The sequence below is a fragment of the Arthrobacter sp. 10L424 genome (assembly GCF_056395325.1).
Genome location: NZ_JBFTJH010000002.1, coordinates 460,975 through 473,105 on the forward strand (window position 1 = coordinate 460,975; position 12,131 = coordinate 473,105).

Annotated in this window: 10 protein-coding genes; 8 read left to right on the plus strand and 2 right to left on the minus strand. The window is 61.5% G+C overall.

Annotated features, from left to right (window positions below; all coding sequences use genetic code 11):
* Window positions 1–51: 51 nt before the first annotated feature.
* Window positions 52–1,176, minus strand: coding sequence for a DNA polymerase III subunit beta (gene dnaN / locus AC1DC5_RS05335; RefSeq protein WP_441404745.1), 1,125 nt, complete (start codon window positions 1,174–1,176; stop codon window positions 52–54).
* Window positions 1,177–1,706: 530 nt separating this feature from the next.
* Window positions 1,707–3,128, minus strand: coding sequence for a chromosomal replication initiator protein DnaA (gene dnaA, locus AC1DC5_RS05340; RefSeq protein ID WP_056428740.1), 1,422 nt, complete (start codon window positions 3,126–3,128; stop codon window positions 1,707–1,709).
* Window positions 3,129–3,591: 463 nt separating this feature from the next.
* On the opposite strand from dnaA, the gene rpmH reads away from it, so the two are divergent.
* The 8 genes from rpmH to AC1DC5_RS05380 all read left to right on the plus strand — a co-directional run bounded on the left by rpmH (window position 3,592) and on the right by AC1DC5_RS05380 (window position 9,283).
* Window positions 3,592–3,729, plus strand: a complete 138-nt coding sequence (rpmH, locus tag AC1DC5_RS05345) for a 50S ribosomal protein L34 (protein WP_003800212.1) — start codon at window positions 3,592–3,594, stop codon at window positions 3,727–3,729.
* Between the two features lie 40 nt (window positions 3,730–3,769).
* Entirely contained in the window at window positions 3,770–4,180 is a 411-nt protein-coding gene (rnpA, locus tag AC1DC5_RS05350) for a ribonuclease P protein component (RefSeq protein ID WP_441404744.1), read from the plus strand.
* Window positions 4,173–4,568 carry a membrane protein insertion efficiency factor YidD gene (yidD, locus tag AC1DC5_RS05355; RefSeq protein WP_441404743.1) on the plus strand — a complete coding sequence of 132 codons (396 nt, stop codon included), beginning with the start codon at window positions 4,173–4,175 and terminating at the stop codon, window positions 4,566–4,568. The genes rnpA and yidD overlap by 8 nt, the downstream gene beginning before the upstream one ends.
* Before the next feature lie 16 nt (window positions 4,569–4,584).
* A complete protein-coding gene (gene yidC, locus AC1DC5_RS05360) occupies window positions 4,585–5,565 on the plus strand; it encodes a membrane protein insertase YidC (RefSeq protein WP_441404742.1) in 981 nt (326 codons plus the stop codon).
* Window positions 5,565–6,167: a Jag family protein gene (locus AC1DC5_RS05365; RefSeq protein WP_441404741.1), complete on the plus strand. Its 603-nt coding sequence runs from the start codon at window positions 5,565–5,567 to the stop codon at window positions 6,165–6,167. The genes yidC and AC1DC5_RS05365 overlap by 1 nt, the downstream gene beginning before the upstream one ends.
* A 16-nt stretch (window positions 6,168–6,183) precedes the next feature.
* On the plus strand, window positions 6,184–6,834 hold the full coding sequence (rsmG, locus tag AC1DC5_RS05370) for a 16S rRNA (guanine(527)-N(7))-methyltransferase RsmG (RefSeq protein WP_441404740.1): 651 nt from the start codon (window positions 6,184–6,186) through the stop codon (window positions 6,832–6,834).
* 86 nt (window positions 6,835–6,920) lie between these two features.
* Entirely contained in the window at window positions 6,921–7,988 is a 1,068-nt protein-coding gene (locus AC1DC5_RS05375; RefSeq protein ID WP_441404739.1) for a ParA family protein, read from the plus strand.
* Window positions 7,989–8,056: 68 nt separating this feature from the next.
* On the plus strand, window positions 8,057–9,283 hold the full coding sequence (locus tag AC1DC5_RS05380) for a ParB/RepB/Spo0J family partition protein (protein ID WP_441404738.1): 1,227 nt from the start codon (window positions 8,057–8,059) through the stop codon (window positions 9,281–9,283).
* The last annotated feature ends 2,848 nt before the right edge of the window (window positions 9,284–12,131 follow it).

A 12,131-nucleotide genomic window follows, 5' to 3' on the forward strand; every position in this document is an offset into this window, starting at 1 on the left:
CGCCGCCAGGGTTCCCTGGCCGAGCTTGCGAGGCGAGGGTGGCGGTGGGGACTAGTTGGGCAGGCGGACAGGCATGACCAGGTAGCGGTAGTCGCCCTGGTCCTCGCCGTCGGCGTCGTTCTGTGCCGTGATCATTGCCGGTTTCGGCGCACTGGTGAACGAGAACCGCACGAACTTCGTCTCGATGACGCTCAGGCCCTCGATCAGGTAGTGCGGGTTGAAGGCGACGGTGATGTCCTCGCCGGTGAGCTGGGCCTCGAGCTCTTCCGAAGCCTGGGCATCTTCGCCGGTGCCGGCGTCGAGGTGCAGCTGGCCCTGGGTGAAAGCGAGCCGGACCGGTGTGTTGCGTTCAGCCACGAGCGAGACACGGCGCACCGCTTCGACGAGTTCGGACGTCTGCACGGTCGCGTGGATCGGTGTGGACTCGGGGAAGAGCGAGCGGATCTTGGGGTAGTCGCCGTCGACCAGGAGCGACGTCGTGGTGCGGCCGCCGCTTTCGAAGCCGATGAGCCGGCTGTCGTCGTCGGCGAGGGCAAGGTTGATGTCGCCGCTGCCGCCGAGGGTCTTGGCGACCTCGTTGAGGGTTTTGGCCTTGACCAGTGCGCTGGTGGAGACGCCGGGAGTGACGGGTTTCCAGGGGACTTCGCGCATGGCCAGACGGTAGCGGTCGGTGGCCAGCAGCGTGATGAGGTCGTCCTCGATCTCCATCCGCACGCCAGTGAGGATGGGCAGGGTGTCGTCCTTGCTCGCCGCGATGATCACCTGGGAGACGGCCTGGGCGAAGGAATCGCCCTGGACGGTTCCGCTGATGGGGGGCAAAGCGGGCAGGGGCGGGTATTCGGCTTCCGGCATGGTGGCCAAGTGGAAGCTGCTTCGGCGGCAGGTGAGGGTGACTTTGTTGCCGTCGGTCTCGATGTCGACCGGTGCGGAGGGCAGGCTGCGGCAGATGTCGGCAAGCAGGCGTCCGGAGACCAGGATCGTGCCTTCGGTGGTGATGTCAGCAGGGATTTCGAGCCTGGCGGAGGTCTCGTAGTCGAAGCTCGAGAGGCTGACGGTACCGGCTTCAGCCTTGAGGAGCAGGCCGGAAAGTACGGGTACTGGCGGCCGCGGAGACAACGACCGGGCGGCCCAGGTCACGGCCTCTGCCAGGACGTCCCGTTCGACTCTGAACTTCACGGAAGGGTGCCGCCTTTCATTGCTGCTGTCATCGCTGGTGGCCGGGCCACCGGCCCGGCAAGGAATTACAAAAGTGTCCAGGACGGACACACTGCAGACAGCTTAGCCGCAAGAAGTGTGATTCTCCCATCCCCGGCTTACATCCGTGTGGTTCGGCCGTCCCGGCCCAGTGCCGCTTTCCGGCCGGGGCCGGGACGGTCCTGGGCTGTGTGCGGAGTGCGGAGGGAAGTTGTTATTTGAGGGAATTTCATTTTCTAGGGATTAGTAGTGTTAATAACTGCTGTGGATACTGTGGATAACCCTGTTTGGCGGTGCGATTCCGCGGTTAAGCCCTGTTCATGGACTGTGGGCGGAGGAGGTTTTAAACAGGGTGTGGATGGGGATAACATTTTTGGCCGTTCCGCCGATCCACAGATGCCTTAAGGGTTTTAAGCCCATTAACCGTGGTTGTCCCCTTAACTATCCACAGGCTTGTCCACAGGTGCCTGTTAATAAGGTAAGAGTGCGCGTCCGGTCAGGTCAGGAACAGCTCAGGAATTGCGTTGCTGCTGCTTGATCCGGTTGGTCAGCTCGGTCACCTGGTTGTAGATCACGCGGCGTTCGGCCATCAGCTCACGGATCTTGCGATCCGCGTGGATGACCGTGGTGTGGTCGCGGCCGCCGAGTTCCTGCCCGATCTTGGGAAGGGACATGTCCGTCAGCTCGCGGCACAGGTACATGGCGATCTGCCGGGCAGTCACCAGGGTCCTGGTCCGTGACTTGCTGCAGAGCTCTTCCATGCTGAGCTTGAAGTAGTCGGCAGTCTGGGTCAGGATCTGCGCGGAAGTGATCTCCTGGGCCCCGTCATCGGTGATGAGGTCCTTGAGCACCATCTCGGCCAGGGCAACGTCGACCGGCTGGCGGTTGAGGCTGGCGAAGGCCGTGACACGGATCAGGGCACCCTCGAGTTCGCGGATGTTGCTTGAGATCTTCGACGCGATGTACTCGAGGGCGTCATCAGGGGCGGACAGGCCCTCGCTGAGGGCCTTCTTCCGGAGGATCGCGATCCGGGTCTCAAGTTCCGGCGGCTGGATATCGGTCAGCAGGCCCCACTCGAACCGTGACTTCATCCGGTCCTCGAAGCCGGCGAGCAGCTTGGGCGGCTGATCGGAGGTGATGACCACCTGCTTGTTGTTGTTGTGCAGGGCGTTGAAGGTGTGGAAGAACTCTTCCAGGGTCCGGTCCTTGCCGGCCAGGAACTGGATGTCATCGATCAGCAGGACGTCGACGTTGCGGTACGTCGTCTTGAAGCTGGTGCCTTCATCGTCACGGATGGAGTTGATGAAGTCGTTGGTGAATTCCTCGGAATTGACGTAGCGGACCCGGATGCCGCTGTAGAGCCGGCGGGCGTAGTGTCCGATCGCGTGGAGCAGGTGGGTCTTGCCGAGTCCCGAGTCGCCGTAGATGAACAGCGGGTTGTAGGCCTTGGCCGGCGCTTCGGCGACGGCGACGGCGGCGGCGTGGGCGAAGCGGTTGGAGGAGCCGATCACGAAGGTGTCGAAGACGTACTTTGGGTTGAGGCGGCCGAATTCGTGGGATGTGCTCGGCAGCATCGGCTGCGGCTTCAGTTCGACCGAGGGATCTGCCACGAGGGACAGCTCGACGGCGGGTTCCGGCTCCGTGTGGAGCGGCACCAGATCGGTATCGACATCGATCGCGCAGCGGATTTCGTCGGAAAAGACGTTCCGGAGGGCGTCGTCGAGGGCTTCCTTCACCTGCGTCTGCAGCACTTCACGGGTGAGTTCATTCGGCACGGCCACCAGCAGGGTGGAACCGATGAGGCCCTGGGCCTGGGCGAGGATGACGAAGCCACGCTGCCGCGGTGATACACGGTGGTCGTTTTCCAGCAGGCTCACAACCCGGCGCCAGGAACTTCCGACAGTGTTGGCTTGGTTGGCTTCGTCTACTGTCATCAATCAGTTCCTCAAACTTGCTTGCCTGCATTACGTGCAGCCACAAGTCCTGAACCAGTGTGCTGGCCCCGGCTTAATCCACAGGGTTATGCACAGTCCGTGGATAATCGGCTACTGGGACACTCTAGGGGATGAAAAGAGCAGAAGATAGCTGGGATCTGTCCTGTGGATAATCACACGGTTGTAGTTCGGAATCGGGCCACGTGACCCACTTCATCCACAGGCTGCGGCGGCAGTTAGCCACAGCTGGGGAAAGTGTGTGGGGCGACCCCCGGTTTGACTCAGGAGGGCGGCAAGCCCTAACGTTGTGAAGTCCCATGTGTACGCTTTTCGCCTCATTTGAATCTTTCCCGATGCCCTGCGTCGTGCGAGTCGAGGGAAGCGGCACATACAAAACTTAGCGTCGACCAGTTCTTCCCCTTGATCGGGTGGGCGCCCCTTTGATCCCACTGGAGTAACTAACGTGAGCAAGCGGACTTTTCAGCCGAATAACCGCCGTCGAGCCAAGAAGCACGGCTTCCGCCTTCGTATGCGTACCCGTGCCGGCCGTGCCATCCTGGCAGCCCGTCGTGGCAAGGGCCGCACCGAACTGTCGGCTTAAATACTGACTCGTCGGTCCACATCCCTGTGCGAGTTTAACGGTGCTGGCCACCCGCAACCGTCTGAGGACATCAACCGATTTTTCAACAACTGTACGTTCCGGTGTCCGCAATGGACGCCGGAACGTAGTGTTATATACGGCAGCTCTCGCTGCCGATGAACCAAGCCGGATCGGATTCATCGTTTCCAAGAGTGTCGGGAACGCTGTTGTCAGGAACCTCGTTAAGAGGAGACTGAGAGAAGTCGGCGCGTTGTCATTGCAGAAATATGGCAGCGGTTTCGCGATCGTGGTCCGGGCCCTGCCCGCCTCGGCCGGTGCCAGCTTTGATCAGTTGCGATCTGACTATGACGCCGCGCTTGAAAGCAACATGAAAAGGCTGGGCAGCCGCCTTCCTAAGGCTGGTTCTTCAGTTTCTTACGAGACACCACAGGAAGGGACCCCGCGTGCATAACTCTGCTGCCGCCGTCGTCCCTCCTGCAAGATCCGCAGCCGTTTGGTTGGGCCGGGCAGTCTGGAACTTGCCCCGCAATATCCTCATTCTGCTGCTTCTGGCCTACCGCAAGGTGATCTCACCGCTGTACGGCCAGGTCTGCCGCTTCTTTCCCAGCTGTTCCGCCTATGCGCTTGAGGCCATCACGGTCCACGGCGCGGTCAAGGGAAGCTGGCTGGCGGCCAAGCGCCTGCTGCGCTGCCATCCCTGGAACGCCGGTGGTGTGGACCATGTCCCCGCCGGCAAATGCGAGTGGCCCTCGGACCGCACCCCCACAATTGTTGTGCTGAACAACCCGGACAAGTACCTGGTTGCTCAGACTGATGGAGAAGGCCGCTCTGCGGCCTGACGAATAGGGATATCGTATGGACTTCTTTGAAACAATCATGTTTCCGTTCAAGTGGCTTGTGTCCGCCATTATGGTGGTCTTCCACGATGGCCTGAGCGCCATCGGCATGCCCGCCGCCAATGGCTGGACGTGGACCCTGTCCATCATCGGGCTGGTGCTGGTGATCCGGGCCGCCCTGATTCCCGTGTTCGTCAAGCAGATCAAGGCCCAGCGAGGCATGCAGCTCCTGCAGCCTGATCTAAAGAAGCTTCAGGACAAGTACAAGGGAAAGACCGACCAGCTGTCCCGCCAGGCCATGGCGCAGGAACAGATGGCCATGTACAAGAAGCACGGCACCAACCCGTTCTCGGCGTGTTTGCCCATGCTGATCCAGATGCCGTTCTTCTTCGCCCTCTTCCAGGTCCTCTCCGGCATTACGACGGCGGCCAACAGCGGCAAGAGCATCGGCGCTATGAGCCACGAGCAGGTGGTGCAGTTTGACGAGTCGAGCATCTTCGGTGCCCCGCTCTCCGCGACCCTGCTGCACGGTACGCCTCCCGGCGGCAACGTCGTGGCCGTGTGGATCCTGTCGATTGTGATGATCCTGGCCATGACGGCCTCACAGTTCATCACGCAGAAGCAGATCATGGCCAAGAACATGTCTGAAGAGGCGATGGCCAGCCCGTTCATGCGCCAGCAGAAGATGATGCTCTACATCCTGCCGATCGTCTTCGGTGTGGGTGGCATCAACTTCCCGATCGGTGTTCTGATTTACTGGACCACCACCAACCTCTGGACCATGGCGCAGCAGTTCTTTGTCATCCGCCGCATGCCGACGCCGGGATCCCCCGCTGCCAAGGCCCTGGCTGAGCGCCGCGCCGCGAAAGGCCTGCCGGCCCTGCCCCTGACGGGAGCTAAGAAGGCTGAGGCCGAAGCCGCCGAAGCTGCTGCCGCTGCCGCCATCGTGGCCAAGAGCCAGCGCGTCCAGCCACAACGTAAGAACAGGAAGAGGAAGTAATGTCCGCCGAGAGCACCGAAAACGCTATTTCCGCCGAAGCCATCGAGGACCAGGACGGCGCCTTGACGGCGGTCCAGGACGCCGGCCAGGACCCTGAAGAAGGCTCCGAGGACTCGGAGGGCAAGGGCACGTCAGCTAGCCGCCTGGAAGAGGAGGGTGACGTCGCTGCCGACTACCTCGAGGAACTTCTGGACATTGCCGACATCGACGGCGACATCGACATTGAGGTCCGCAACGGCCGCACCTACATCTCGATCGTCGCTGAGGAAGAAGCAGCCGGTCTCGAGAACCTGGTGGGCAAGGACGGCGAAGTCCTCGAAGCGCTTCAGGAGCTGACCCGCCTGGCCGTGTTGTCCGCAACGGAAAACCGCTCCCGGCTGGTGCTGGACATCAACGGCTACCGCTCAGAGCGGGCCGGCGAGCTGCAGAAGATAGCAGAGGACGCCGTCGCTTCCGTCAAGGAATCCGGCGAGACCGTGGCATTGGCGCCGATGAGCGCCTACGAGCGGAAGATCGTGCACGACGCCGTAGCTGACCTGGGACTCATCAGCGAGTCCGAAGGCGAAGGCGCTGACCGCCACATCGTCGTTTCCGCAGACTGAACCGCCGGATAGCTTGATGGTTGAAATCACCGCTACCGAACTGCAGGCAGCACAGAAGATCTTTGGCGACCGCTTGGACCTGGCGGAGCGCTATGTGGAGCACCTGGCCACCTCAGGAACGGAGCGGGGCCTCATTGGTCCCCGCGAAATTCCGCGGCTGTGGAGCCGCCACGTCCTGAACTGCGCAGTGATCGAAAGCCAGATTGCCGAGGGAAGCCACGTGGCCGACGTCGGCAGCGGTGCCGGACTGCCCGGCCTGTGCCTGGCCATTGCCCGGCCCGATCTGGAACTGACCCTGATCGAACCGCTGGAACGCCGGGTCATCTGGCTCCAGGAAGTCGTGGACGACCTCGGACTCGAGAATGTGACGATCATGCGCACCCGCGCTGAGCTCGCGGTTGGTATGGTCAACGCCGACGTCGTGACGGCACGTGCCGTGTCAGCACTTTCCAACCTCGCCGGACTGACCATTCCGCTCCTGGCGGGCAAGGGTGAAGTAGTCGCCATCAAGGGACGCAGTGCAGGCGAGGAAATCGAAAAAGCCGCCAAGGTTATCCGCAAGCTCGGCGGCACCCAGACGTCTGTCGTCCTGGTGGGCGAGGACCTCCTTGAGGAACCCACCACCGTAGTCCGAATCGTTGTGAATAAGCCTCAAAAGATTGCCTAGCATCAGCCCGGTGCCCTCGGAGTCCAAGGGTAAGAGGTTAGGCTAGTAACCGGCAGCAAGAGCCGAACGAGAGTGAGTGTGTCACAGTGACCAGTAGCGAAGCCTCCACACAACGGATCCCCCCGTTTGTGTCCCTGGGGTCCGCGCGGGCCTTTGTTGCGCCTGTCATCGCTCACGAATACTCCGGAAATCACACGGCTGCAGTTGCGAAGACAACCGGTATGGCAAGCGTTTCACGTGAAACATCTGTTGTCTCCAGCGGAAATGTGCTGGACTCCATCGACGATTCCAGTCCCATCGCCCGCGAGCTCGCCCATGAGAATAAGCGGCGCGAACGGCTCCTGGGGCGTGAGCTGCCGAAACCGGAGAAGACCCGCATCTTCACCGTCTCCAACCAGAAGGGCGGGGTCGGCAAGACAACCACCACGGTCAACATTGCCGCTGCCCTGGCGGCCGCCGGCTTGAACGTGCTGGTCATCGACATCGATCCGCAGGGCAATGCCTCGACGGCCCTCGGAATCGAACACCACGCCGACGTTGACAGCATCTATGACGTGCTCATCAACGACATTCCGTTGCAGGATGTTGTGGCACCTTGCCCGGACATCGACAACCTGATCTGCGCGCCGGCCACGATCCACCTCGCCGGCGCAGAAATTGAACTGGTCAGTCTCGTCGCCCGCGAGCAGCGTCTCCGCCGCGCCATCGACGTGTACGCCAAGGAACGCGCCAAGAACGGTGAGGAGCGGCTGGACTACATCTTCATCGACTGCCCTCCGAGCCTGGGTCTGCTGACCGTCAACGCGTTCTGCGCGGCCAACGAGGTGCTCATTCCGATCCAGTGCGAGTACTACGCCCTCGAAGGACTGAGCCAGCTGCTCAAGAACATCGAAATGATCCAGAAGCACTTGAACGCCGATCTCGTTGTCTCCACCATCCTCCTCACCATGTACGACGGCCGCACCAACCTTGCCGCCCAGGTTGCCGCCGAAGTACGGGAACACTTCCCGGAGCAGGTCCTCGGAGCGGTGGTTCCCCGTTCGGTCCGCATTTCCGAGGCTCCCAGCTACCAGCAGACGGTGATGACCTACGATCCCTCATCCAGCGGGGCACTGTCCTACCTGGAAGCCGCAGCCGAAATCGCGGAACGTTAGAATCTTTTCAAGAATTGCACTAGCTAGAGTCCGGTGATGCCAGGCTCTTCCAATGGAGGGATTTATCCATGAGCGATAAGCGACGCGGCCTCGGCCGTGGACTTGGGGCACTCATTCCAAGTTCCGCCGCGGCGTCCGGAAACGGTTCAGCGCCGTCCCGTCCCGTGGATCTGTTCTTCCCTGAAGCCCGGAAGCGGACGCCTGCTGCCGAGATGCCTGAAACGGAAGAGACCGTTGTCGCCCCTGACGAGGATGTCGCTGCAGAGTCGCAGGCGCCGTCGCCGAAGTCTGCTGCGCCAGCAGACGCCCCGGACTCGAAGAGTGCCTCTGCCGCGAAGAAGGCTCCGGCGAGAAAGGCCCCTGCCGCCAAAGCCGTGCCCCCGGTTCCCGCGCCCAAGCCTTCGTCCGGCACAGTGTCCGAAGTAGAACCCGTGGCCGCTCCCGACGAGGATGATCAGGGAGTTGAACTCGTTGAGGTGCCGGGCGTCCGTTTCGCGGAAATCCTGGTCACCGACATTCACCCCAACCGCAAGCAGCCGCGTTCAGTCTTCGACGAGGACGACATGGCAGAGCTGGTTCACTCAGTGCGCGAAATCGGCGTCCTCCAGCCAATTGTGGTCCGGACTTCAACTGAAAAGGGTGGCGAACCCTACGAGCTCGTCATGGGTGAGCGTCGGTGGCGGGCAGTTCAGGCCGCTGGCCTCGAAACCATCCCCGCAATCGTCCGTGACACCACCGATGATGACCTCCTTCGCGACGCCCTGCTGGAAAACCTGCACCGAAGCCAGCTGAATCCACTCGAAGAGGCCGCCGCCTACCAGCAGCTGCTCGAGGACTTCGGCACCACCCACGAACAACTGGCTGACCGTATCGGACGCTCGCGTCCCCAGGTGTCCAACACCCTCCGTCTGCTCAAGCTGCCGCCGCTGGTCCAGCGCCGTGTCGCTGCAAGTGTCATCTCTGCCGGCCACGCCCGTGCCCTGCTGGCACTCCCGGACGCTGCTGCCATGGAACGCCTCGCCCAGAAGATTGTTGCTGAAGGCATGTCGGTTCGGGCGACAGAAGAAGCAGTGACGCTCTACCAGAACCCTGCCGCAGCGCAGAAGAACAACATCCCGCGGCCCGGTGCACGGCACGAACGCCTGGATTACCTGGCATCGTCCCTCTCCGACCGGCTCGATACCAACGTCAAGATTTCCCTTGGCGCGCGCAAGGGACGTGTGAGCATCGAGTTCGCGAGCGTGGAAGATCTTAACCGGATCATGGATGTGCTGACGCCCGGGTCGCCCAACTAGCGTCACCAGAGTTTAGAAGGGCCCGTTTCACGTGAAACGGGCCCCTTCTTTTGTTGTTTTCCGCTTTGGAGCTGGTTGATATCTCTGGTTCAGAGACACATTGCATGCGGCTGTATTGGACATGCGTGACTTCATCCGGCGTTGAATTCGCGCGGATCTGCTCGGATTGCCTGCGCACATAGATGAGCTGCAGGTGAGATGCCCTCCCGGATCCTCCTTCCGGGTTCTGCTGACACCTTGTAAGGGCAGCACTCGGTAGGTTCTCGGCCGCGATTAGCGTGCAAAGGCCGAGACGGGATCGCCATGTGGTATTCCTGAGGGCTGGGCCGGCGACATTCGAGGGTGTACACCACACAGACCGGGCCCGGGGCCCCGGGGCCTCTTGGCTCTTTCAGTCGCCCTATGGGTATGGCTCAAGTCAGGGCCTCCATGCTGGACCCTATCGGAGGCCAACGATGTCGCCCATGGCACTTTTAGGGCCGTCTAGGCCTAAAAGCGGGGCAATCGCGGTCAACGGGTCCGTGTATTCTATTCCTGGCCTGGGCTTACCCGGACCTACAAGGGAGCCAACCGTTGCCGGACAGACAGCATAGAGTCAGTGTTTCACGTGAAACCCCCGCCCCTCGGGTCCGACCTGAAGAGTGTGGAACGAGGAGGCAGATACAGCAAAATCACCTGAGTTGGATGTCTTTCCGTTATGGATAGCTCCGCGGCCGCAATCTGCGGGCCATTGCGAGAGGTCCAAAGCCCGCACTGCCCCGACTCATGGAGTTCCCACGCCTTTCCTCTCATCCTGATGCAACGGTCAATGGGATTCACGTGCTGAGGAGAGTCGCCCCTTGAATGGTCCGGGCAGGAGTTGTCCGCGGATTCGCGTGCTATCCGCCGGCGACGGAGGGGGTCGTGGATTCTGTATGGATGAACGGTGCGGTTTCACGTGAAACATTCAGGCTTCGGTGAGATGGTCCCGGCCCGCTCCGAGGCTTCCTCGCTTCTGATGTCCGGGTTCCAAACTGCGTCGACGCCTGCAATGGGACGCCCACGGACAGCGCAGCAGACTGTTCCAGGCCTCCAAGGGCTGTCACGCCGTACAGGGCTCAGCCTGCCAGCTATTGGCATCAGGAGGGGGCAGGAGCCGTCTGGTCCCCCCAGGGACTGACAGAACGCCTCCAGGCTACGGAATCCCCCGTTCTAGATCGCGTTGGCAGCCCAGCCGGTAGACGGGGCTGGCCCAGCAGCCTGAACAGCGCGGTCACTCTTGGTCGGCAATAGGCAATACGGGTTAGGTACGGCAACCAACACTTTGGAGGCCCGTGGTGCCGACTTCCATGGGCCGCAGAATATGGAACGGGGAACACCACAGCGCATGCACCGGGCGTAGCATCTTTCCAATGAGTCCTGCTCCTCCTGTTGGCGGACTTCGCCCGAAGTAGAGATGAGGACACTGGGCACTGGGACTGTGCCGGCGCCGAGGGACATCAGCCGCTTCAAACTGGGTGCTGCAGGCGGGATTCCCGGGCAGTGAGGGCGAGTAGTCACCGCTGTTCTGCCGGCCCGTCAGTGGACTAGGCTTCACGTGGTGTTTATTGCTGGTAGTGAAGGGAACAGTGTGAGGGTCTCGGCTGCAGCCCCCACACGGCAGAACATCGCCGCGGCCGGGGCGGCGTTTGCATCCACGTTGCGATCGGATTTTAGAGACGACTGAATATGCCTCCGTTCGTTCTGGGAAGCTGCGGGATCTTGCTTCCGTTCCTGGGAGCAGCGGAATCTTCCTCCCGTTCCGAGAAGCAGCGGAACCTTCCCTCGCGTTCCTGGAAGCAGCGGAACTCCCCGCCTCCGGGCTCGGCCATCGTCGATCGAAAGTGGCACCTGTCCCCCCACCTGTGTCTCCTGCTCCGGATGGGGTAGCTGGCGCTCATTCTGCGGCAGATCATCGAGTCAGGCATCAGTCACACAGGCCGAGCTTGGGAATTGTCGCGCTGGCGAGACTGGTGCTCCCTGGGTGCTCCCCCGCATCCAGTCATCGGCGTTGCCCGGCTGGCGCCTCCTGTTGGGAACCCGGGACGCAGTGGGACTCCGCCTTCGCCAGCGGAAGCGGTGCTGCGCAGGATGGGCCAGGGACTCTGCCTGTTTGGGTGTCCGAGATCGAGGATTGAACCAAGTCTTCGTCCGCCACTGTGGGACTCCCGGTTCGAAGCTCGTCTTGATTCGGGGTGCTGCTTTGACCCGCTTCGTCCGCTAGCATCCGATCCGGCGTTAGCAGGATGTCATGACGGCCGGTGGATAGACCGGTGGATATCGCTGTGGATAACTTTGTGGATTACTTTGTGGATGGACGCCGCGTACGTCACTGACCTCCGACGATGTCGCTGCCGGGACGATGACGCCAGCACCCGCCCTACCGTTCGCGCCCACACCGTTTCACGTGGAACAATTTCGATGCTCTTTCAGTGAATTGATTCACACCCGCCCGTGCTTCATAAATCCCCCGTTGCTGGTTAATTATGCGTCGAAAATCACCGAATTCGTGGACCAGACCTGATGCAGTCAGGCACGGGCTCAGGTGGTGGCCACTGAAGTCAGTGGCGGACTTGAGCTGTGCATCGGAGCGAGGACAATATCCCTGCCCTGTGCACATCGCCCGACCCAAATATTCAGCTGTGAGGAATCCCTCACTGTCTGTGGATAACTATGTGAATAACTTCTGTGGAGAACCCTGTGGAAACTGTCCCGCTGGTACGGAGAGGGGAGCTTTCGGTCGAACCGATGGCGGTCATCGAATGGCTGCAGTTCGGTGATAAAGGAGCCAGAGTCGACGCTAGCGGGATGGCAGCGACAACGCCCGGGC